General features: G+C 73.1%; 18 protein-coding genes. 3 read left to right on the plus strand and 15 right to left on the minus strand.

What is annotated here, in order from left to right; genetic code table 11:
• Positions 1–6: 6 nt before the first annotated feature.
• The 5 genes from ybeY to ABZT12_RS05125 form a co-directional block, all read right to left on the minus strand.
• A complete protein-coding gene (gene ybeY / locus ABZT12_RS05105) occupies positions 7–504 on the minus strand; it encodes an rRNA maturation RNase YbeY (protein WP_356377438.1) in 498 nt (165 codons plus the stop codon).
• A 12-nt stretch (positions 505–516) separates the two neighbouring features.
• Positions 517–1,572: a PhoH family protein gene (locus tag ABZT12_RS05110; protein ID WP_356377441.1), complete on the minus strand. Its 1,056-nt coding sequence runs from the start codon at positions 1,570–1,572 to the stop codon at positions 517–519.
• A gap of 146 nt (positions 1,573–1,718) precedes the next feature.
• Entirely contained in the window at positions 1,719–2,876 is a 1,158-nt protein-coding gene (locus ABZT12_RS05115) for a PfkB family carbohydrate kinase (RefSeq protein ID WP_356377444.1), read from the minus strand.
• Positions 2,877–3,469: 593 nt separating this feature from the next.
• The gene (locus ABZT12_RS05120; protein WP_356377447.1) at positions 3,470–4,759 is read right to left on the minus strand and encodes a glucarate dehydratase family protein; all 1,290 of its coding nucleotides are present in this window, start codon (positions 4,757–4,759) and stop codon (positions 3,470–3,472) included.
• A complete protein-coding gene (locus ABZT12_RS05125; protein WP_356377450.1) occupies positions 4,756–5,706 on the minus strand; it encodes a 5-dehydro-4-deoxyglucarate dehydratase in 951 nt (316 codons plus the stop codon). Before ABZT12_RS05125 ends, ABZT12_RS05120 begins: the two co-directional genes overlap by 4 nt.
• A gap of 94 nt (positions 5,707–5,800) precedes the next feature.
• Here ABZT12_RS05125 and ABZT12_RS05130 point away from each other — a divergent pair, with 94 nt between their 5' ends.
• Positions 5,801–6,589: an IclR family transcriptional regulator gene (locus tag ABZT12_RS05130; RefSeq protein WP_356377453.1), complete on the plus strand. Its 789-nt coding sequence runs from the start codon at positions 5,801–5,803 to the stop codon at positions 6,587–6,589.
• A 41-nt stretch (positions 6,590–6,630) separates the two neighbouring features.
• On the opposite strand, the gene ABZT12_RS05135 is transcribed toward ABZT12_RS05130, so the two are convergent.
• From ABZT12_RS05135 to hrcA, 9 genes are all read right to left on the minus strand, one after another.
• Positions 6,631–7,620: an adenosine deaminase gene (locus ABZT12_RS05135; RefSeq protein ID WP_356377456.1), complete on the minus strand. Its 990-nt coding sequence runs from the start codon at positions 7,618–7,620 to the stop codon at positions 6,631–6,633.
• Positions 7,620–8,546 carry a ribonuclease Z gene (locus tag ABZT12_RS05140; RefSeq protein WP_356377459.1) on the minus strand — a complete coding sequence of 309 codons (927 nt, stop codon included), beginning with the start codon at positions 8,544–8,546 and terminating at the stop codon, positions 7,620–7,622. Before ABZT12_RS05140 ends, ABZT12_RS05135 begins: the two co-directional genes overlap by 1 nt.
• 6 nt (positions 8,547–8,552) lie before the next feature.
• Positions 8,553–8,906, minus strand: a complete 354-nt coding sequence (locus ABZT12_RS05145) for a histidine triad nucleotide-binding protein (protein WP_356377462.1) — start codon at positions 8,904–8,906, stop codon at positions 8,553–8,555.
• 120 nt (positions 8,907–9,026) lie between these two features.
• Positions 9,027–12,188, minus strand: a complete 3,162-nt coding sequence (locus tag ABZT12_RS05150; protein WP_356378106.1) for a S41 family peptidase — start codon at positions 12,186–12,188, stop codon at positions 9,027–9,029.
• Between the two features lie 147 nt (positions 12,189–12,335).
• Positions 12,336–12,905 (minus strand): hypothetical protein, encoded by a 570-nt coding sequence (locus ABZT12_RS05155; RefSeq protein WP_356377465.1) that lies wholly within the window; start codon positions 12,903–12,905, stop codon positions 12,336–12,338.
• 97 nt (positions 12,906–13,002) lie between these two features.
• On the minus strand, positions 13,003–13,761 hold the full coding sequence (locus ABZT12_RS05160; RefSeq protein ID WP_356377468.1) for a 16S rRNA (uracil(1498)-N(3))-methyltransferase: 759 nt from the start codon (positions 13,759–13,761) through the stop codon (positions 13,003–13,005).
• Complete coding sequence (locus ABZT12_RS05165) at positions 13,758–14,885, minus strand: nitronate monooxygenase (protein WP_356377471.1); 1,128 nt, start codon at positions 14,883–14,885, stop codon at positions 13,758–13,760. Before ABZT12_RS05165 ends, ABZT12_RS05160 begins: the two co-directional genes overlap by 4 nt.
• A gap of 76 nt (positions 14,886–14,961) precedes the next feature.
• A complete protein-coding gene (gene dnaJ / locus ABZT12_RS05170) occupies positions 14,962–16,095 on the minus strand; it encodes a molecular chaperone DnaJ (protein ID WP_356377474.1) in 1,134 nt (377 codons plus the stop codon).
• Positions 16,096–17,112, minus strand: coding sequence for a heat-inducible transcriptional repressor HrcA (hrcA, locus tag ABZT12_RS05175; protein WP_356377477.1), 1,017 nt, complete (start codon positions 17,110–17,112; stop codon positions 16,096–16,098).
• Positions 17,113–17,280: 168 nt separating this feature from the next.
• Here hrcA and ABZT12_RS05180 point away from each other — a divergent pair, with 168 nt between their 5' ends.
• Together ABZT12_RS05180 and ABZT12_RS05185 are read left to right on the plus strand one after the other, a co-directional pair.
• On the plus strand, positions 17,281–18,003 hold the full coding sequence (locus ABZT12_RS05180; RefSeq protein WP_356377480.1) for an MBL fold metallo-hydrolase: 723 nt from the start codon (positions 17,281–17,283) through the stop codon (positions 18,001–18,003).
• 34 nt (positions 18,004–18,037) lie between these two features.
• Positions 18,038–18,847: a DUF3097 domain-containing protein gene (locus ABZT12_RS05185; RefSeq protein WP_356377483.1), complete on the plus strand. Its 810-nt coding sequence runs from the start codon at positions 18,038–18,040 to the stop codon at positions 18,845–18,847.
• A 78-nt stretch (positions 18,848–18,925) separates the two neighbouring features.
• Here the strand turns inward: ABZT12_RS05185 and hemW are convergent, their stop codons facing one another.
• Positions 18,926–20,158, minus strand: coding sequence for a radical SAM family heme chaperone HemW (hemW, locus tag ABZT12_RS05190; RefSeq protein ID WP_356377486.1), 1,233 nt, complete (start codon positions 20,156–20,158; stop codon positions 18,926–18,928).
• Between the last annotated feature and the right edge of the window lie 11 nt (positions 20,159–20,169).

Raw genomic sequence — 20,169 nt, forward strand, 5'->3', positions numbered from 1 at the left:
ACGTGCCTACGAGACCGTCGGGGCCGGCGAGGGGCCGGTGAGGCCCTTCTCCGCGCGCCAGCCGTCCACGATGGCCGCCTGGAGACCGAACATCTCGGCCTTCTCGTCGGGCTCGTCGTGGTCGTAGCCCAGCAGATGCAGCACACCGTGGACGGTGAGCAGGTGGAGCTCCTCGTCCATGGTGTGCTGCGTCTCGGCCTCCGCCCCCTGCTTGGCGGCGACCTCCGGGCAGAGCACGATGTCACCGAGCAGCCCCTGCGGCGGCTCGGCGTCGTCCTTGCTCGGCGGACGCAGCTCGTCCATCGGGAAGGACATGACATCGGTCGGCCCGGGCAGGTCCATCCACTGCATGTGCAGCTGCTCCATGGCGTCGGCGTCCACGACGATCACCGAGAGCTCGGAGAGCGGGTGGATGCGCATCCGCGCGAGGGCGTAGCGGGCGATGTCGAGGATCGCCTGCTCGTCGACCTCGGTTCCGGACTCGTTGTTGACGTCGATCGACATGGTGGTGCTGGTCTACTTCCGCTTGTCACGGGCGCCCTTGTGGGTGCCGTTCTCCGTACCGTTCTCACTGTCGTACTTCTCGTACGCGTCGACGATACGGCCGACCAGCTTGTGCCGTACGACGTCCTGGGACGACAGGCGGGAGAAGTGCACGTCGTCGAGGCCCTCCAGGATGTCCTGCACCTGCCTGAGCCCCGACTTCGTCCCGCTCGGCAGGTCGACCTGAGTCACGTCACCGGTGATCACGATCTTCGACTCGAAGCCGAGCCGGGTGAGGAACATCTTCATCTGCTCGGGACTGGTGTTCTGCGCCTCGTCCAGGATGATGAAAGCATCATTAAGAGTGCGGCCCCTCATGTAGGCCAGCGGGGCCACCTCGATCGTGCCCGCCGCCATCAGTTTGGGGATCGACTCCGGGTCCAGCATGTCGTGCAGGGCGTCGTAGAGCGGGCGCAGGTAGGGGTCGATCTTCTCGTACAGGGTGCCGGGGAGGAAGCCGAGGCGTTCGCCGGCCTCGACCGCCGGGCGGGTCAGGATGATGCGGGTGACCTGCTTGGACTGCAGGGCCTGCACGGCCTTGGCCATGGCGAGGTAGGTCTTGCCGGTGCCGGCGGGGCCGATGCCGAAGACGATCGTGTGCTTGTCGATGGCGTCGACGTAGCGCTTCTGGTTGAGGGTCTTGGGGCGGATGGTGCGGCCTCGCGAGGAGAGGATGTTCTGCGTCAGCACCTCGGCCGGCGTCTCCTGCGAACCATCCCCGTTCTCGCTCGCCCTGAGCATGGCGATCGAGCGTTCCACTGCGTCCTCCGTCATCGGCTGCCCCGCGCGGAGCACCAGCATCATCTCGTCGAACAGGCGCTGGACCAGGACGACTTCACCTGCGTCACCGACCGCGCTGATCTCATTGCCCCGGACGTGGATGTCGGCCGCCGGGAAGGCCTTCTCGATCACGCGCAGGAGGGAGTCGCCGGAACCCAGCACGGTCACCATGGGATGGTGGTCGGGGACGGTGAACTCTGCTCTGGCCTGCTCCTGCGCGGGGGTGTGAGCTGTGGGTGTCTGAGTCATGGGCCGGCTCTGAAGGCCTTGCTCGTCCTCCTCGAAACGACTCGCCCGCCACAAGGGCGGCCTGGTGGTTCCCAGGGTACGCCGGGGCACTGACATCGCCGTAGGTCTTTTCGGCGTGCACTTGTCACGGTGGCCGCGCGCTCGCCCTACGCCGAGCGGCCGAAGCCGATGGTGGGGACCGCGCGGCGCAGCGGCCACGGCCGGTCCTGCTCGCGGGGGACGAGGCCGGCGAGGAACGCGTACCGCTCCAGGGCGGCCGGGTCCTGGCCCTCGACCGACTGGACCCGGCGCCACCAGGCGCCGATCTCGGACCAGCCGGGGGCGGAGAGGGAGCCGCCGAACTCCTGGACGGAGAGGGCGGCGGTCAGGCCCGCGAAGGCCAGCCGGTCGGCGAGCGGCCAGCCGGCCAGGGTGCCGGCCACGAAGCCGGCCACGAAGACGTCTCCGGCGCCGGTCGGGTCCAGGGCTTCCACGGCGATCGCGGGGACCTCGGCGGCCTCCCCGGTGCGCCGGTCTACGGCGTAGGCGCCGTCCGCGCCGAGGGTGACGACGGCCAGCGGCACGTGCTCGGTGAGGGCGTGCGCGGCGGCGCGGGGGCAGCCGGCGCCGGTGTAGCGCATGGCCTCCTCCGCGTTCGGCAGGAACGCCTCGCAGTACGCGAGGTCGGTGAGCCCGGCGAGATCCCAGGCGCCGGTGTCGTCCCAGCCGACGTCGGCGAAGACGCGGGTGCCCCGGCCGGCGGCCTCGGCGATCCAGGGGGCGGGCCGGCCGGGTGTGAGAGCGGCGACGGCGGCACGCGCGCGGGGGGACCGGTCGGGGGCGACCTCGTCGGTGAACGGGGCCTCGGCGGGCGGCTCGTGGCCGTGCGAGACCATCGTGCGCTCGCCCTCGTACGCCATGGAGACGGTGACCGGGGAGTGCCAGCCGGGGACCGTGCGGGAGGCGGAGAGGTCGATGCCCTCGCCCTGACGCAGGGCGTCCCAGCAGTAGTCGCCGTAGTGGTCGTCGCCGAAGGCCGCCGCGAGGGAGGTCCGCAGGCCGAGCCGGGCGAGCGCGGTCGCCATGTTCGCGACGCCGCCGGGGCTGGACCCCATGCCGCGCGCCCAGGACTCCGTTCCGCGCACCGGGGCGGTGTCGAGTCCGGTGAAGACGATGTCGAGGAAGACGGTGCCGGTCAGATACACGTCCCAGGGCGGGTCGTCCGGCGCGCGCAGCCCCGCCAGCGGGTCGACGTCGGTCGGGCGGGCTCGTCCCTGCCGGTCGGGCGACGGCCCCTTTCCGGTGGACGTGGTGGACGCGGTCACGGTGGGCTCCCTGGCGTGATGCGGATCAGGCCAGTGTGCACCACGGCACCGACAACGGGTCGGCGCGCCCGCCGGTGGTCCGCGCCGCGCGGGGGGCGGGGCGCCGCAGGTCCCGGGTGTGCGGGCCGGGCCGCGTCCGGTGCGGGCCCGGTCGGCGTGGCCGGGCACGGGGGACGGGACGGGTTTTGGCCGTGGCGGTGTGGCGCCGTGGCGGGTGACGGGTGGCGGGTGACGGGTGGCGGGTGACGCCGTAGCGGTATCGCGGCCGTCGCGCCGTAGCGGCCGTAGCGCCGTGGTGGCCGTGGTGGCCATCGCCGGGCGCCGGATACCGGTCAGCAGGCACCGGGCGCGGGTGGACTTCGAGGGCGACCGGGAGTCCGGCGGCGGCCGGACCGGCGATGCCGCCGCGCGAATTCGCCTGCGGTGAGCGGGAGTTGATGACGGTGTGTCAGCGGGCCGCCGTGCGTTCGTTTGCCGCAAGGCGGAGTTGACGGTGACGTACCGGCAGGCCCCCGTGTATTTGCCTGCCCTGAAGAGGAGTTGACGGCGGCGTACCGGCGGGCCGCCGTCGGTTCGCCTGCGATGAGACGGAGTTACCAGCGGGGTACCGGCGGGGTGACCCACTGGGGGTCGGCGACGCGCATCGCGGCGGCGTCGTCGCGTTCGCGCAGTGAGCCGTCGTCGTCGAGCCAGCGCCGGTGCAGCGACGCCAGCCTGTCTCGGTCGAGTTCGACGCCGAGGCCGGGCGCGTCGGAGACGGCGAGCGTGCCGTCGGCGAAGGCGAGGCGTTCGGTGAGGACGTCCTCGGACTGCCACGGGTAGTGCGAGTCGCAGGCGTGGTGGAGGTCGGGGACCGTGGCGGCGACATGGGTCATCGCGGCGAGGCTGATCCCGAGGTGGGTGTTGGAGTGCATGGAGATCCCGACGCCGAACGTGCGGCAGATCGCGGCCAGTTGCTGGGTGTTGCGCAGTCCGCCCCAGTAGTGGTGGTCGGAGAGGACCACCTGTACGGCGTCCTTGGTGAACGCCTCCCTGATCTCGGCGAACGTCGTCACGCACATGTTGGTGGCGAGCGGTACGCCGGTGCCGGCGGAGACCTCGGCCATGGCGGGGGTGCCGAGCGCGGGGTCCTCCAGGTATTCGAGGACGTCCCCCAGTTCCTCCGCCACCTTCAGCGAAGTCTCCACGGACCAGGCGCCGTTGGGGTCCAGGCGCAGCGGGTGTCCGGGGAAGGCCGCGGCGAGCGCGCGGACGGCGGCGATCTCCTCGTCGGGCGGGAAGACACCGCCTTTGAGCTTGAAGGAGGTGAAGCCGTAGCGCTCCTTGAACCGGCGGGCCTGTTCGACGACTCCGGCCGGGTCGAGCGCCGCGCCCCAGTCGTCCTGTTCGCAGGCGACGCCGTCGGGGTGGGCCGCCCACTTGTAGAAGAGGTAGGCGCTGTACTCGACGGCGTCGCGCACCTTGCCGCCGAGCAGGGCGTGCACGGGCAGTCCGAGGGCCTTGCCGAGCGCGTCGAGGCAGGCGACCTCGAAGGCGGAGACGACGGAGAGCCGGAGCTTGTCGGCGGTCTGGACCCCGCGCAGTCCGCCCACGTCCACCTGTCCGGAGATCCGGGAGGCGGCGACGGCGACCTCGTCGGCGAGGGTGAAGAGGCCGTTGAGGTCCGATACTTGACGGCCCATCAGCTTGGTGGCGTAGGGCCGGGCCAGTTCCAGGTACTTGGTGTCGCCGTAGGTCTCGCCGAGTCCGGTGATCCCGTCGGCCGTCTCGATCTCGACGATCAGGCGGGGGGTGTAGGGCTGGTGGACGCCCTGGGTGTTCAGCAGCGGCGGGTCGGCGACCAGGATGGGGGTCAGCCGCACGTCGGTGATGGTGAGGTTCACAGGGCGGCTCCTACGAGGTCGAGTCCGGTGGTGAGCAGGGCGGTGAGGTCGGCCAGGTCGGCGGCCGAGGGGTCGGTGAGCGGGGCGCGCACGGGGCCGACCGGGCGCCCGCGCAGCCGGGCCGCCGCCTTGACCAGCGAGACGGCGTATCCCGGTACCCGGTCGCGGAGTTCGACGAGCGGGACGTAGAAGTCACGCAGCAGTTTGTCGACCGTTCCGTCGTCTCCGGTGCGCAGGGCGGTGAAGAAGGCGTCGGCGATCTCGGGGGCGAAGGCGTGCACGGCGGAGGAGTAGGCGGGGACGCCGACGGTGGCGTAGGCGCGGGCCTGGATCTCCGCGGTGGAGGCGCCGTTGAAGAAGAGGAAGCCCTCGGGGGCGGCGAGGGTGAGGCGTTGCAGCCGGTCGAGGTCGCTGTGGCCGTCCTTGAGGCCGATGACTCCGGGGATCCGCGCGATCCGTCGCAACGAGGCGGCGCTGTAGGCGACTTGGCCGCGCTGGTAGGCGATGAGCGGCAGCCGGACGCGGGCGGCGATCTGCTCCAGTTGGGCCACCAGGCCGTCCTGCGGGGCGGCGACGAGGTAGTGCGGCAGGACGAGCAGCGCGTCGGCGCCGGCCTCCTCGGCGATGCGCGCGAACCGTGCGGCCTGCGCCCAGCCGTAGCCGATGCCCGCCACGACGGGGACCCGGCCGGCCGCCTCCTCCACGGTGACGGTGACGACCTGGCGGTACTCGTCCTCGTCGAGGGAGAAGAACTCGCCGGTGCCGCAGGCGGGGAAGACGGCGCCGGGGGCGGTGGCGATCTGGGTCGCGACGTGGGTGCGGAAGCCCTCGGGGTCGAGGGAGCCGTCGTCGTGGAAGGAGGTGAGCGGGAAGGACAGCACGCCGTGTGCCATTCCGTCGCGCAGCCTCCGCACCACGGTCTCCGTTTCGGCGTTCACCTGAGCCATCTCCCTATGTAGACCTCATCCACGTATGAAGACAGAGATTAGGTACACGAACACCGGCCGTCAATGGGGCCGCCGCCGTGGCTACCATCGGCGCATGTCGGAGACCGGTGGCGTGCGCGAGGTGAAGTCCGCCGCGCGTACGGTCGAGCTGCTGGAGCTGCTCGCCGCGCGCGGCGACCGCCCGGCGCGACTACAGGAGCTGGCGGACGAGCTGGGCGTGCCGCGCAGCTCGATGTACGCGCTGCTGCAGACCCTGATCTCGCGCGGCTGGGTCCGCACCGACGTCACCGGCTCCCTCTACGGCACGGGCATCCGCGCCCTGCTCACCGGCACCAGCTACCTCGACTCCGACCCGCGCGTCCGCGTCGTACGCCCCTACCTCGACGAGGCCTCCGAGGCGCTCGGCGAGACGATCCACCTGGGGCGGCTGGACGGGTGGGACGTGGCGTACCTGGCGACCCGGGAGTCGCACGAGTACCTGCGCACGATCAGCCGGGTCGGGCGGCGGCTGCCGGCGCACGTCGGCGCCCTCGGCAAGGCGCTGCTCGCCGAACGGGACGACACCGAGCTGCCCGAGGGGCCCTACGAGGCCGCGACGCCCCACACGCACACCGGCCGGGCGGCGCTCGCCGCCGATCTCGCCGGGGTGCGGGCGCGCGGGTACTCGATCGACCGCGAGGAGGGCGTCCTCGGGATCGTCGGCTTCGGGTTCGCGCTGCGCTACGAGGCGGGGGCGCCGGCACCGGACGCGATCAGCTGCTCGGTGCCGGTGGCCCGGCTGACGGCGGAGCACGAGGAGCGGATCGTGGCGGTGATGCGGGAGATCCGGGCGAAGATCGAGGCGACTGCGCCCGCGGCGGGCGGCGCGGTGCGGTGGCGGTAGGCAGCAGGCGATGAGGCGGCGGGCGGGCGCCGGCGGGGCCGCTAGAAGACGTACGCCTCGACCTCGGCGAGGTAGCGCGCGCGCCGCTCCTCGTCGTCCTCCAGGAAGGACGCGGTGAAGGAGTTGCGGGCCAGGTCGCGCAGCCGCTCCTCGGTCAGGCCGAGGGCCTCGCGGACGGCGTCGTAGTTGTCGCCCGCGTAGCCGCCGAAGTAGGCCGGGTCGTCGGAGTTGACCGTGCACAGCAGACCCGCGTCCAGCATCGCGGGGAGCGGGTGGTCGGCGAGGACGTCCACCGTGCGCAGCCGTACGTTGGAGAGCGGGCAGAGGGTCAGCGGCACCCGGTCCCGGACCAGGCGGGCGACCAGCTCCGGGTCCTCCACGCAGCGCAGCCCGTGGTCTATCCGCTCCACGCCGAGCACGTCGAGCGCCTCGGTGACGTAGGCGGGCGGCCCCTCCTCGCCGGCATGCGCGACCCGTCGCAGCCCGAGGGCGGCGGCGGCCTCGTAGACCTCGCGGAACTTCGCCGGCGGGTGCCCGACCTCGGCCGAGTCCAGGCCGATGCCGGTGATCCGGTCGAGATACGGCTTCGCCGCGTCCAGGGTCTCCATCGCGGACTCGGCGGACTCGTCGCGCAGGAAGCACATGATCAGCCGCGTCGAGACGCCGTGCCGCCGCTCGCTCTCCCCCAGCGCCCGCCACAGCCCCTCGACGACCGTCTCCATCGGCACGCCCCGGGCGAGGTGCGCCTGCGGGTCGAAGAAGATCTCCGCGTGCCGGACGCCCTGAGCGGCGGCGCGGGCCAGGTACGCGTCGGCGAGGTCCTCGAAGTCCCGCTCGGTGCGCAGGACGGCCATCAGCTCGTAGTACAGGTCGAGGAAGGACTGGAGGTCCGCGAAGAGGTAGGCCTCGCGCAGCTTCTCGGTGTCCGCGTACGGCAGCTCGACGCCGTTGCGGCCGGCGAGGGCGAAGGCCAGCTCCGGCTCCAGGGTGCCTTCGATATGGAGGTGCAGTTCGGCTTTGGGGAGGGGCATCAAAGTATCGTAAGGGGGTTTTGTCTGCGCTTCGCAACCGGCACTCTCAGTAGATCGTGCGCCACCGTCAGCTCCCCCGTGAAGCCCGCGGCCCGCGCCTGCCGCGCGAACGCGTCCGGGTCGGAGTAGCGCTGGCTGAAGTGGGTCAGCACGAGCTGCCGCACCCCCGCGTCGCGGGCCACCCGGGCCGCCTGCCCGGCGGTCAAGTGACCGTGATCGGCGGCGAGTTGCTCGTCCTCGTCGAGGAACGTCGACTCGATGACGAGCATGTCGCAGCCGTCCGCGAGGGCGTACACCCCCGCACAGAGCCGGGTGTCCATCACGAACGCGAACCGCTGCCCGCGCCGCGCCTCGCTGACCTCGTCGAGCCGCACGCCGCCCAGGGTGCCCTCGCGCTGGATACGGCCCACGTCGGGCCCCTCGATGCCGTGCGCGGCCAGCCGTTCGGGCACCATGCGGCGGCCGTCGGGTTCGACGAGCCGGTAGCCGTAGGACTCGACGGGATGCGAGAGCCGGCGCGCCTCCAGACGGTAGGAGGGCGTCACCGCGATCGTGCCGTCGGCGGCCACCGGCGCCTCGGTGAGGGCGACCGTCTCGTGGTAGGCGGTGGCGTGCCGCAGACGGTCGTAGAAGCGCTGCCCGGACTCGGGGTAGTGGGCGGTGATCTCGTGCGGGACCCGGTCCAGGTTGATCCGCTGGATCACGCCGGCGAGGCCGAGCGAGTGGTCGCCGTGGAAGTGGGTGACGCAGATCCGGTTCAGGTCGTACGCGGCGACCCCGGCGCGCAGCAGCTGCCGCTGGGTGCCCTCGCCGGGGTCGAAGAGGATGCACTCGGCGTCCCAGCGCAGCAGATAGCCGTTGTGGTTGCGGTGCCGGGTGGGGACCTGGCTGGCGGTGCCGAGGACGACCAACTCGCGTACGGACACGGGTGGTTACCCGGGAGGCCAGTGCAGGCCCCGGCCGCCCAGGAGGTGGGCGTGGGCGTGGAACACCGTCTGGCCGGCGCCGCTGCCGGTGTTGAACACGACGCGGTAGCCCTCCAGTTTCTCCTCGGCGGCGATCTCGCCGGCCTCGCGGAGCACGTCCGCGGCGATCGCCGGTTCGGCGGCGGCGAGGGAGGCGGCGTCCGGGTGGTGCACCCGGGGGATCACCAGGACGTGCGTCGGCGCCTGGGGGTTGATGTCCCGGAAGGCGACGGTGGTCTCCGTCTCGCGGACGATGGTCGCCGGGATCTGCCCCCGGACGATCTTGCAGAACAGGCAGTCGTCCTGCGGTTCCCCTGCCATGGCCCCTCCGGGGTGCTCGTTGCTCGTTTACTCGTTGCTCGTTGCTCGTTGCTCGTTGCTCGGTCGCGGGCATCGTACCGTCGTCGGGTGCGGGTGCACGGGGGCCGGTCCCGTGCCCCCTCATCCGGTGGGCAGGGGCGGCGGGGTCTTCGCCGGAGCGGCCTCCAGCGCCTCCAGGGCGACCCGGATCGCCTCGTCCAGCTGGACGTCCCGGCCGGCCGCGTGGTCCTGCGGGCGCTGCACCGCCTCCACGTCGGGATCGACGCCGTGGTTCTCCACGCCCCAGCCGTAACCCTCCAGCCAGAAGGCGTACTTGGGCTGGGTGATCAGGGTGCCGTCGACCAGTCGGTAGCGGCTGTCGATGCCGATGACACCGCCCCAGGTGCGGGTGCCGACGACCGGCCCGACCCCGAGGGCCTTGATCGCCGCGTTGACGATGTCGCCGTCGGAGCCGGAGAACTCGTTGGCCACGGCGACGACGGGACCGCGCGGCGCGTCCTGCGGATAGCTGTAGGCGCGCGTGCCGCGCGGCAGCGTCCAGCCGACGATCCGCCGGGCCAGTTTCTCGACGACCAGCTGGGAGGTGTGGCCGCCCCGGTTCTCCCGCACGTCCACCACCAGGCCCTCGCGGGCCACCTCGACGCGCAGGTCACGATGGATCTGCGCCCAGCCGGGCGCCTGCATGTCCGGCACGTGGAGGTAGCCGAGCCGCCCGCCGGACCGCTCGTGGACGTAGGCGCGCCGGTCGGCGACCCAGGCGTGGTAGCGCAGCGGCTCCTCGTCGGCGGTGGGGACGACCACGGCGTGCCGGGGATCGCCGCCGCCGGAGGGGGAGATGGTCAGCTCGACCGGCTTGCCCGCCGTACCGACCAGCAGCGGTCCGGGCCCGGTCACCGGGTCGACGGGCTGTCCGGCGACCGCGACGATCGCGTCCCCGGCCCGCACCGCGACACCGGGTGCGGCGAGCGGGGACCGGGCGTCGGGGTCGGAGGTCTCCGCCGGCAGGATCCGGTCGATACGCCAACTGCCGTCCTGGTGACGGGAGATGTCGGCGCCGAGCAGGCCCTGCCGGTCGCCGTGGCCGCCGTGGCCGTGCGGGGTGACGTAGGCGTGGGAGGTGCCGAGTTCGCCGTGCACCTCCCACAGGAGGTCGACGAGGTCGTCGTGGGTGGCGACGCGGTCGAGGAGCGGGCGGTAGCGGTCGAGGACGCCGGTCCAGTCGACGCCGCTCATGTCCGGCCGCCAGAAGTGGTCGCGCATGATGCGGCCGGTCTCCTCGTACATCTGCCGCCACTCGGCCGCCGGGTCGGCCAATTGCCGGATCCGGCCGAGATCGACGGAGATGTTGGAGTCGCTGTGCTCGTCGTCGGAGGCGCGCCGGTCGCTGGGGACGACCCGCAGCCCGCCGTCGGACCGGAGCAGGACGCGCTTGCCGTCGCCGCTGACCCGGAAGTGGTCGACGTCGGCGGCGAGGTGCTCGATGCGCTGCTGGGCGAGGTCGTAGCGCTCCAGGGCGGTCTTGGGGTCGGGGTCGTCGGGGGTGGCGCGGGAGGCGCCGAGGACACCGCGCACGGGGTGGCGCAGCCAGAGCACGCCGTCCTTGGCGGCCCGCAGGGCGGAGTAGCGGCCCGCCTCGACGGGGAACGGCACGATCCGGTCGGCGAGCCCTTCGAGGTCGATCCGGGTGGCGGGCCTGCCCTCGCTGTCGGGCGTCTCCTCCTTGTCGGGCGCCTCGAAGGGGCGGCCGTGCCGCTGCGGCCCGAACGGGGAGGGAGTGGTCGCGGCCAGGGTGATCAGGTGCGGCCGGTCGCCGACCACGAAGGCGAGGTCGAAGACGTGCTCGTCGTAGACCGGGTCGAAGGAGCGGGTGGAGAGGAAGACGAGGTGCTTGCCGTCCAGGGTGAAGGCGGGCGCGTAGTCCCGGAAGCGCAGCGGGGTCGCCTCGGTGACGGTCAGGTCGGTGGTGTCCGCGAGGCGGAGCTGGCGCAGCGGGCGCGGGCCCGGGTGGGACCAGGCGAGCCAGGCGGAGTCGGGCGAGAAGGCGAGCCCGGAGACCTCGCCGTCCTCACTGCGGTCCACCTCGCGCACCTCGCCGGTCTCCCGCTCGACGAGGAGCAGCCGTCCGTCGTGCGAGGCCACGGCGGCCCGGCTGCCGTCGGGTGCCATGGTGAGGGAGAGGACGCGGCCGAGCCGTCCGGCGGCGAGCCGGCGCGGGGCGGCGCCGGGGGCGAGTCCGGTGGCGGGCGCGAACTCCAGGGCGTCGTCGCCCTCGGCGTCCGTCACCCACACCACCCACTCCTCGCCGTCCGCGCGGAAGGTGCGCGGCAGCCGGGCCCGGACGCCGGGCTCGGCGGCCAGCGCGCGGGTGGGGCCCAGCCGGTGGGTGACCCAGTGGACGGCGCCGCGCACGGCGACCGCGCTGCCGCGCCCGGTGTGGTCCGGGACGGCGGCACCGAACCAGCGGGCCGCGTTCACCGGGAACGGCTGCTGGTCGGTGCGCTGTCCGCCGAGCCGGATCTCCAGCCGGCGCGGCTCGGCGCCGTCCAGGTCGTCCAGCAGCCACAGTTCGCCGGCGCAGGCGTAGACGACCCGGGTGCCGTCGCCGGCGGCGTGCCGGGCGTAGAAACCGTCGAGGGGGGTGTGCCGGCGCAGGTCGGAGCCGTCGGCGAGGGAGGAGTAGAGGGCGCCGGTGCCCTCGTGGTCGGAGAGGAACGCGATCCGGTCCCCCGCCCACACCGGGTACTCCAGGTTTCCGTCCAACTCCTCGTGCAGGCGCGCGAATTGGCCGTCGCCCTCGCGGTCGATCCACAACTTGCCCGCCGTGCCGCCCCGGTACCGCTTCCACCAGGCGGCCTCGCGGCCCATGGGCGCGGAGAGCAGGACGGTGGCCGGGCCGTGGGCGACATGGCCGACGGGTCCGTACGGAAGGGTGGTGGCGGGGCCGCCGTCGAGCGGGATCGCGCGGGCCCAGCTGCGGCGCACCCCGGCCTGGCCCTGGGTGCTGATCGCCAGGACCTGTCCGTCGGGCGTCCAGCCGCGCACCTGGGTACGCCAACTGCCCCAGTAGGTGAGGCGTTTGGCGGGTCCCCCGGCGGCGGGGGCGAGGTGCGCCTCGGGGGCGCCGTCCCGGAAGGAGGTCCAGGCGACGGTGGTGCCGTCGGGCGAGATGCGGGGGTGGGTCACCGGCACGTTGTCGGCGCTGACCCGCCAGGCCCGGCCGCCGTCGAGGGGGGCGAGCCACACGTCGTCCTCGGCGGTGAAGGCGACCGACTCACCGTGCAGGTGCGGGAATCGGAGATACGTGGCAGCGGCGGGCGGGGCCGGCGCGGCGGACGGGGAGGAGGCGGAGGACGCGGCGGCTGCGGAGGACGCGGGCTGAGTCACCTGATCAGGGTATGCAGCCGGGCCTGGCGCCGACACCGGTTCCGATCACTTGCCCACCGCGGACCGGCAGGTGGGGTCGCCCGGGCACCAGACGGTCCGGGTGACGGTCACCGTGGGGCCTGGACCGCCGTAGGTGGGTCGGCGGGTGACGGGCGGGGTGTACGGGGAGGAGCGCGGCACGGCGGTGCAGTCGCCGAGCCCGCTCACGTGGAAGACCCGCCGGCCGGCCACCTCGGCGAGAAGGTCACCGCGGACGCAGGCGCCGTCGACGGCGCGGGTGACCCGGCCGGTGACGGTGATGTCCCGGTCGTCGTCCGTCTTCCCCTGGCAGTCCACGGAGACCATGGCGGTCGCCGTGGGCGAGGGGCTCCTCCCCGGGGTGTACGCCTTGCCGTGCTCCCCGTAGTCGCCCGTGCAGGTCAGCCAACTGACGCTCACGTGCTGCCGTTCCAGCTCAGCGGTCGCCGTCCTGTCGGTCGTGTACGCCACCGTGGTGGAGCTGACATCACCGGGTTGGCACGCGACCGCCCCGCCCACGGCGAGCACCACCAGTCCGGTCGCGGCCACCGCCCGCCGGCCGCGCGGCCGACACCGAAAACGCCTCAATTCCCCCATGGACGGCAGCCTGCCACTCCCGCGCCGCACACGGTAGAGCGCATACGGCCACCCGAGCGCCCCTCGACTGCTGCCCCAGGGCGCCCCTTCCGGGTGGTCAGGACCAGCGTCCGGTGCGGCCCAGGAGCAGGGCCGTGGCGGCGGTACCGGCGGTCGACGTACGCAGCACGGTCCGCCCGAGGACGTACGGCCGGGCACCTGCCTCCTTGAACACCGCCAACTCCTCGGGGGAGACGCCCCCTTCGGGTCCGACGACCAGCACGATCTCGCCCTCGGCGGGGAGTTCGGCGGTGGCGAGCGGGTCGCTGCCGTGCTCGAAGTCCGAGTGGAGGACGGCGGCGAAGTCGGCTCTGGCCAGAAGTGCCGCAACCTGTCGGGTCGTTGCCGCGTCCGCGACCTCCGGGAAGCGAACCCGGCGCGACTGCTTGCCGGCCTCGCGGGCGGTGGCCCGCCACTTGGCGAGCGCCTTCTGGCCCCGGTCGCCCTTCCACTGCGTGACGCAACGGGACGCCGCCCAGGGGACGATGGCGTCCACGCCGGTCTCGGTCATGGTCTCCACGGCGAGTTCGCCGCGGTCGCCCTTGGGCAGCGCCTGGACGACGGTGACGCGGGGCTGTTCCGGGGGCTCGTCGGTGCAGTCGCCGACGCCCGTGACGACCAGCCGGTCCCTGCCCTCGGCGGCCTTGACGACCCCTTCCGTCCAGCGCCCGCGCCCGTCGGTGAGGACGACGTCCTCACCGGCCCGCATCCGCCGCACGGAGACCGCGTGCCGCCCCTCGGGGCCGTCGAGGACGTACTCGCCGCCGCAGAGGTCCGGCGGGACCAGGGGGTCGAGGACGAACACCGGTGCCGTCATCGGCCGCCGCCTCCCGCCGGGAACGCCGACAACGCGGTCGCCGCCGCGTCGGCCTCGGCGGCCAGCACCTCCACGAGCCGGCCGGCGGGCAGTTCCCTGGCCATCCGGTGGCCCTGGCCCGCCCACAGCGCCATGCCCTGCGGGTCGCCCGCGGCGGCGGCCTGCTTGCGCAGCGGCGCGGTGAGGTGGTGGATCTCCGGGTACGCGACCGGGGCGTACGGGCCGTGCTCGCGCAGGAACCGGTTGACCAGGGCGCGGGCGGGCCGGCCGGAGAAGGCGCGGGTCAGCTCCGTACGGACGAACAGGGGGTTGGTGAGCGCCTGCTTGTGCAGGAGGTGGGCGCCGGACTCGGGGGTGGCGAGGAAGGCCGTGCCGAGCTGGGCGGCGCAGGCGCCCGCGGCGAGGGCGGCGGCGATCTGGCTGCCGCGCATCAGCCCGCCGGCGGCGACGATCGGAAGGGAGACGGTCTCGCGGATCTGGGCGATCAGGGAGAGCAGCCCGATGCCCGAGCCGTCGGTCTCCGGAACGTCGCGGTGGGTGCCCTGGTGGCCGCCGGCCTCGATGCCCTGCGCGATCACCGCGTCGGCGCCGGCCCGCTCCACGACGAGGGCCTCCTCGACGGTGGTGGCGGTGACCAGGGTGAACGTGCCGGAGCGGCGCAGTTTCTCCAGGACCTCGGGGGCGGGCACACCGAAGTGGAAGGAGACGACCGGCACCGGGTTGTCGAGGAGTACGGCGAGTTTGGCCTCGTAGCCGTCGTCGCGACCGCTGTCGGGGTCGCCCAGCTCCGTCTCGTACCAGGAGGCCTCGCCGGCCAGCTGGTGGGCGTAGACGTCGACGGCGGCCCGGTAAGGGAGCGCCCCGCCGACCACCGCGGAGCCGGTGCCCCCGCCGGGATACTCCGGCTGCGGGAGGAAGACGTTCATCCCGAAGGGCCGGCCGGTCAGGCTCCGCAGCTGCTTGATCTCCTGGTACATCCCGTCGGCGGTCTTGTACCCGGCGGCGAGGAACCCCAGCCCGCCGGCCTCGGACACGGCCGCCGCGAGCCGCGGTACGGAGACACCGCCCGCCATGGGGGCCTGCACGATCGGGTGCGGGAAGAGAGCGGTCAGCGCGGAGGACATGACGGCATGTTGTCACGTCCTCCGAACAAGTCCGAATCCGGCCTTACCCATGGCACATGCCCGGAGCGGCCCGCGTTCAGCGGCCGTTGAAGGCGTCCTTCAGCCGCGAGAACAGCCCTTGCTGGCCCGGTTGGAACTGGCCTATCGAGCGTTCCTCGCCGCGCAGTTGCGCCAGTTCGCGCAGGACGCGTTCCTGCTCGGGGTCGAGCTTGGTGGGGGTGGTGACCTCAACGTGCACGATGAGGTCGCCCCGGCCGCCGCCGCGCAGGTGGGTGATGCCCCGGCCGTGCAGCGGGATCGACTGGCCGGACTGGGTGCCCGGCCGGATGTCGACCTCTTCGAGACCGTCCAGCGTCTCCAGCGGCACCTTGGTACCGAGGGAGGCCGCCGTCATCGGCAGGGTGACCGTGCAGTGCAGGTCGTCCCCGCGCCGCTGGAACATCGCGTGCGGCAGCTCGTGGATCTCGACGTACAGGTCGCCGGCCGGACCGCCGCCGGGGCCGACCTCGCCCTCGCCCGCGAGCTGGATGCGGGTGCCGTTGTCGACGCCCGCCGGGATCTTGACGGTGAGCGTGCGGCGCGAGCGGACCCGGCCGTCACCGGCGCACTCCGGACACGGCGTGGGCACGACCGTGCCGAAGCCCTGGCACTGGGGGCAGGGCCGGGACGTCATGACCTGGCCCAGGAAGGACCGGGTGACCTGCGAGACCTCGCCGCGTCCGCGGCACATGTCACAGGTCTGCGCGGAGGTGCCGGGGGCCGCGCCCTCGCCGTTGCAGGTGTTGCAGACGACGGCCGTGTCGACCTGGATGTCCTTGGTCGTCCCGAAGGCCGCCTCGTCCAGCTCGATCTCCAGCCGGATCATGGCGTCCTGGCCCCGGCGGGTACGCGAGCGCGGTCCGCGCTGCGACGCCGTGCCGAAGAAGGCGTCCATGATGTCCGAGAAGTTCCCGAAGCCGCCCGCGCCGAAGCCGCCGGCCCCCGCGCCCGCCTGCGAGAGCGGGTCGCCGCCGAGGTCGTAGACCTGCTTCTTCTGCGGGTCGGAGAGCACCTCGTAGGCGGCGTTGATCTCCTTGAACCGCTCCTGGGTCTTCGGGTCCGGATTGACGTCCGGGTGCAGCTCGCGCGCGAGCCGGCGGAAGGCCTTCTTGATCTCATCCTGCGACGCGTCGCGACGCACGCCGAGAACGGCGTAGTAGTCCGTGGCCACTTAGGACTCCGCCAGGATCTGTCCGACGTACCGTGCCACTGCGCGTACCGCTCCCATCGTTCCCGGGTAATCCATGCGGGTCGGTCCGACCACGCCGAGCTTGGCGACTGCCTCGCCGCCCGAACCGTAGCCGACCGACACCACGGACGTGGAGTTGAGTCCCTCGTAGGCGTTCTCGTGACCGATCCGTACGGTCATGCCCGAATCCCCCGTCTCACCAAGCAACTTGAGGAGCACGACCTGCTCCTCCAGGGCTTCGAGGACGGGCCGGATCGTGAGAGGGAAGTCATGGACGAAGCGGGTGAGATTGGCGGTGCCGCCGATCATCAGCCGCTCCTCGGTCTCCTCGACGAGGGTCTCCAGCAAGGTGGAGAGCACCGTCGTGACCGTGCCGCGGTCCTCGGACTCGAAGGCCTCCGGCAGGTCCTGCACCAGCTGCGGGACGTCCGCGAAACGGCGGCCCGCGATCCGGCTGTTGAGCCGCGCGCGCAGATCCGCCAGGGACACCTCGCCGAACGGCGCCGGGCAGTCGATCATGCGCTGCTCGACCCGCCCGGTGTCCGTGATCAGCACCAGCATCACGCGCGCCGGGGCGAGCGACAGCAGCTCCACGTGCCGCACCGTCGACCGGGTCAGCGAGGGGTACTGCACGACGGCGACCTGCCGGGTCAGCTGCGCGAGCAGCCGTACCGTACGGCCCACGACGTCGTCGAGGTCCACGGCGCCGTCGAGGAAGTTCTGGATCGCGCGCCGCTCGGGACCGGTCATCGGCTTGACGCCGGCGAGCTTGTCGACGAACAGGCGGTAGCCCTTGTCGGTGGGGATGCGCCCGGCGCTGGTGTGCGGCTGGGCGATGTACCCCTCGTCCTCCAGGGCCGCCATGTCGTTGCGCACGGTCGCCGGGGAGACGCCCAGGCTGTGCCGCTCGGTGAGCGCCTTGGAACCCACCGGTTCCTCGGTGCCGACATAGTCCTGGACGATGGCGCGCAGCACTGCGAGCCTGCGTTCGCTGAGCATCGCGCACACCTCCAGCCTTCGTCCGCCCGGTCGCCCGGTGGTGTCTCCTGGCACTCTGAGCGCGCGAGTGCCAACGTTCCCCCGCCCAGTGTACGGCTGTGAGGTACACCCCCGGCAAGGCCGGTCCCGTGAGGTGCCGGCACGGGGTGCCCCCGCTAGCGTCGCCGTATGACGCTGACTTGGGAAGAGCTGGGGTGGGAACGGCTGGCCGACGGGGTGGGGCGGTGCCGGCTGCCCGGCTGGGACTGCACGGCGGGGCTGGTCGTGGGGCCGGAGTCGGTGCTGATGGTGGACGCGGGGTCGAGCCTCGCGGAGGGCGTGCGGCTGCGGGCGAGGGCACGGGAACTCACCGGCCGCGATGTGACCCATCTCGCGCTCACCCACGCCCACTTCGACCATGTCCTCGGTGCCGCGGCGTTCGGGGACGCGGAGGTGTTCGGCGCCGCGGGCCTGGACGGTGCCCTGGACCGGGGGCGGGCCGCGCTGCGGGCGGACGCGGTGGCCAACGGGCTGGACCCGCGGGCGGCGGACGAGGCGGTGGCGGCCCTGGTGCGCCCCGGCCACCCCGTCACCGGTGAGCGGGCCCTCCCGCTGGGCGGCGGCCGCCGGGTGGTGCTCGCGGACGTGGGCCCCGGCCACACCGCGCACGATCTGGCGGTCCTGGTGCCGGGCTCCCCCGCGGTGGTCTTCTGCGGCGACCTGGTCGAGGAGTCCGGCGAACCCCAGGCGGGCCCGGACGCCGTACCGGCGCGCTGGCCGGCCGCCCTCGACCGGCTGCTCGCCCTGGGCGGTGCGGACGCGCTGTACGTGCCCGGTCACGGAGCGGTGGTGGACGCGGGTTTCGTGCGGGCGCAGCGGGACGCGCTGGCGGCGCGTTCCGGCGTGTCGTGAGGAGGCGGGGGCCGGTTCTCCTATCGTCATCCGAATGCGCCAGTACTCCGCCGACCTGACCCCGCCGTGGAAGAAGCCCAAGGCCGCCCCGGAGGTCCCGGCCGAACCGGGGCTGGTGGTCGAGGAGCCCGGGACCGGTTTCTGCGGGGCGGTGATCCGCTGCGAGGCCGGCACGGTGACCCTGGAGGACCGCTTCGGCAAGCACCGCGTCTTCCCGCTGGAACCGCGCGGCTTCCTCCTGGAGGGCCGCGTGGTGACCCTGGTGAAGCCCGCGCCGGGTCCGCGGCGGCCCGCCCGTACGGCATCCGGTTCGGTGGCCGTCCCCGGGGCACGCGCGCGGGTGGCCCGCGCCGGGCGCATCTACGTCGAGGGCCGGCACGACGCCGAACTCGTCGAGAAGGTGTGGGGCGACGACCTGCGCGTCGAGGGCGTGGTCGTGGAGTACCTGGGGGGAGTCGACGATCTCCCGGCGATCGTCGAGGAGTTCGGCCCCGGGCCCGACGCCCGCCTCGGTGTCCTGGTGGACCACCTGCTCCCCGGCACCAAGGAGTGGCGCATCGCCCAGTCGGTGACCAGCGAGCACGCCCTCGTGGTGGGACACCCCTACATCGACATCTGGGAGGCCGTGAAACCGGCCTGTGTGGGCATCGAGGCGTGGCCCCGGGTGCCGCACGGCCAGGACTGGAAGACGGGGGTGTGCCGGGCCGTCGGCTGGCCGGAGAACACCGGCGCGGTGTGGCAGGCGATCCTGGCCCGGGTCGCCTCCTACAAGGACCTGGAACCCGAACTGCTGGGCCGCGTCGAGGAGTTGATCGATTTCGTCACGGCCAGCGGGGCGGCCTGACCTCCTCGCAGGTGGCGAACTCACTGGTGTCCGGACGGACGGACCAGGAGTCCCGCACCGCTTCACTCCCTAGAGGAATCAGTCCACCAGGTCCCTGACCACCGCGTCGGCCAGCAGCCGTCCCCGCAGGGTGAGTACCGCGCGTCCCTCCTCGAACGGAGCCCCCTCCAGCAGTCCGTCCGTGCGGGCCCGGCGGGAGGCGGCGAGGCCCTCCGGCCGCAGCAGGTCCAGCGGGGCGCCCTCGCGCAGGCGCAGCTCCAGCAGGATGCGCTCCACCCGCCGGTCCTCCTCGTTGAGGATCTCCCGGCCCGCGCCCGGTGAGCGGCCCGCGGCGAGAGCTGCCGCGTACGCCCCGGGGTGCTTCACGTTCCACCAGCGCACGCCGCCCACGTGGGAGTGCGCGCCGGGGCCCGCGCCCCACCAGTCGGCGCCGCGCCAGTACAGCTCGTTGTGCAGGCAGCGGGCGGCGGGCGAGGTGGCCCAGTTGGACACCTCGTACCAGTCGAAGCCCGCCGCCGCCAGCACCTCGTCCGCGATCAGGTAGCGGTCCGCGTGCGCGTCGTCGTCGGTCATCGGGACCTCGCCGCGGCGGATGCGGCGGGCCAGCTGGGTGCCTTCCTCGACGATCAGGGCGTAGGCGCTGATGTGGTCGGGGCCCGCGCCGAGCGCCGCGTCCAGGGAGGCCCGCCAGTCGTCGTCGGACTCGCCGGGGGTGCCGTAGATCAGGTCCAGGTTGACGTGCTCGAAGCCGGCCGCGCGGGCCTCCGCCACGCAGGCCTCCGGACGGCCGGGGGTGTGGGTGCGGTCGAGGATGCGCAGGACGTGCTGCCTGGCGCTCTGCATGCCGAAGGAGATCCGGTTGAAGCCGCCCTCCCGCAGGGCCGCCAGGTAGACGGGGTCCACCGACTCCGGGTTCGCCTCGGTGGTGACCTCCGCGTCCGGCGCCAGACCGAACTCGTCCCGGACCGCGCGCAGCATCCGTACGAGATCGCCCGCGGCCAGCAGGGTCGGCGTGCCGCCGCCGACGAAGACCGTACGGACCGGGCGCGGGTCGTCGCCGAGGACCTTGCGGGCCAGGCGGACCTCGTCGACCAGGGTGTCCGCGTAGTTGTCGCGGGAGGCGAGCACCCCGCCCGTCGAGCGCAGTTCGGTCGCCGTGTAGGTGTTGAAGTCGCAGTAGCCGCAGCGGGTCGCGCAGTACGGGACGTGCAGGTAGAACCCGAGGGGCCGCTCGGCGGCGCCGGTGAGCGCCTGCGCGGGCAGGGCGCCGTCGTCGGGGACGGGTTCGCCGTCGGGGAGTGCGGAAGGCATGCCCTCCATTG

It is taken from the genome of Streptomyces sp. NPDC005423 (assembly GCF_040606415.1).
Lineage (GTDB): Bacteria > Actinomycetota > Actinomycetes > Streptomycetales > Streptomycetaceae > Streptomyces.

Coding starts and splice junctions, on each gene's coding strand:
- ybeY (WP_356377438.1), bottom strand. CDS start 504: ATGTCGATCGACGTCAACAACGAGTCCGGAACCGAGGTCGACGAGCAG.
- ABZT12_RS05130 (WP_356377453.1), top strand. CDS start 5,801: ATGTCGGAGACCGGTGGCGTGCGCGAGGTGAAGTCCGCCGCGCGTACG.
- hrcA (WP_356377477.1), bottom strand. CDS start 17,112: ATGCTCAGCGAACGCAGGCTCGCAGTGCTGCGCGCCATCGTCCAGGAC.
- ABZT12_RS05155 (WP_356377465.1), bottom strand. CDS start 12,905: ATGGGGGAATTGAGGCGTTTTCGGTGTCGGCCGCGCGGCCGGCGGGCG.
- ABZT12_RS05135 (WP_356377456.1), bottom strand. CDS start 7,620: ATGCCCCTCCCCAAAGCCGAACTGCACCTCCATATCGAAGGCACCCTG.
- ABZT12_RS05110 (WP_356377441.1), bottom strand. CDS start 1,572: ATGACTCAGACACCCACAGCTCACACCCCCGCGCAGGAGCAGGCCAGA.
- ABZT12_RS05125 (WP_356377450.1), bottom strand. CDS start 5,706: ATGGCTCAGGTGAACGCCGAAACGGAGACCGTGGTGCGGAGGCTGCGC.
- hemW (WP_356377486.1), bottom strand. CDS start 20,158: ATGCCTTCCGCACTCCCCGACGGCGAACCCGTCCCCGACGACGGCGCC.
- ABZT12_RS05180 (WP_356377480.1), top strand. CDS start 17,281: ATGACGCTGACTTGGGAAGAGCTGGGGTGGGAACGGCTGGCCGACGGG.
- ABZT12_RS05160 (WP_356377468.1), bottom strand. CDS start 13,761: ATGACGGCACCGGTGTTCGTCCTCGACCCCCTGGTCCCGCCGGACCTC.
- ABZT12_RS05165 (WP_356377471.1), bottom strand. CDS start 14,885: ATGTCCTCCGCGCTGACCGCTCTCTTCCCGCACCCGATCGTGCAGGCC.
- ABZT12_RS05185 (WP_356377483.1), top strand. CDS start 18,038: ATGCGCCAGTACTCCGCCGACCTGACCCCGCCGTGGAAGAAGCCCAAG.
- ABZT12_RS05145 (WP_356377462.1), bottom strand. CDS start 8,906: ATGGCAGGGGAACCGCAGGACGACTGCCTGTTCTGCAAGATCGTCCGG.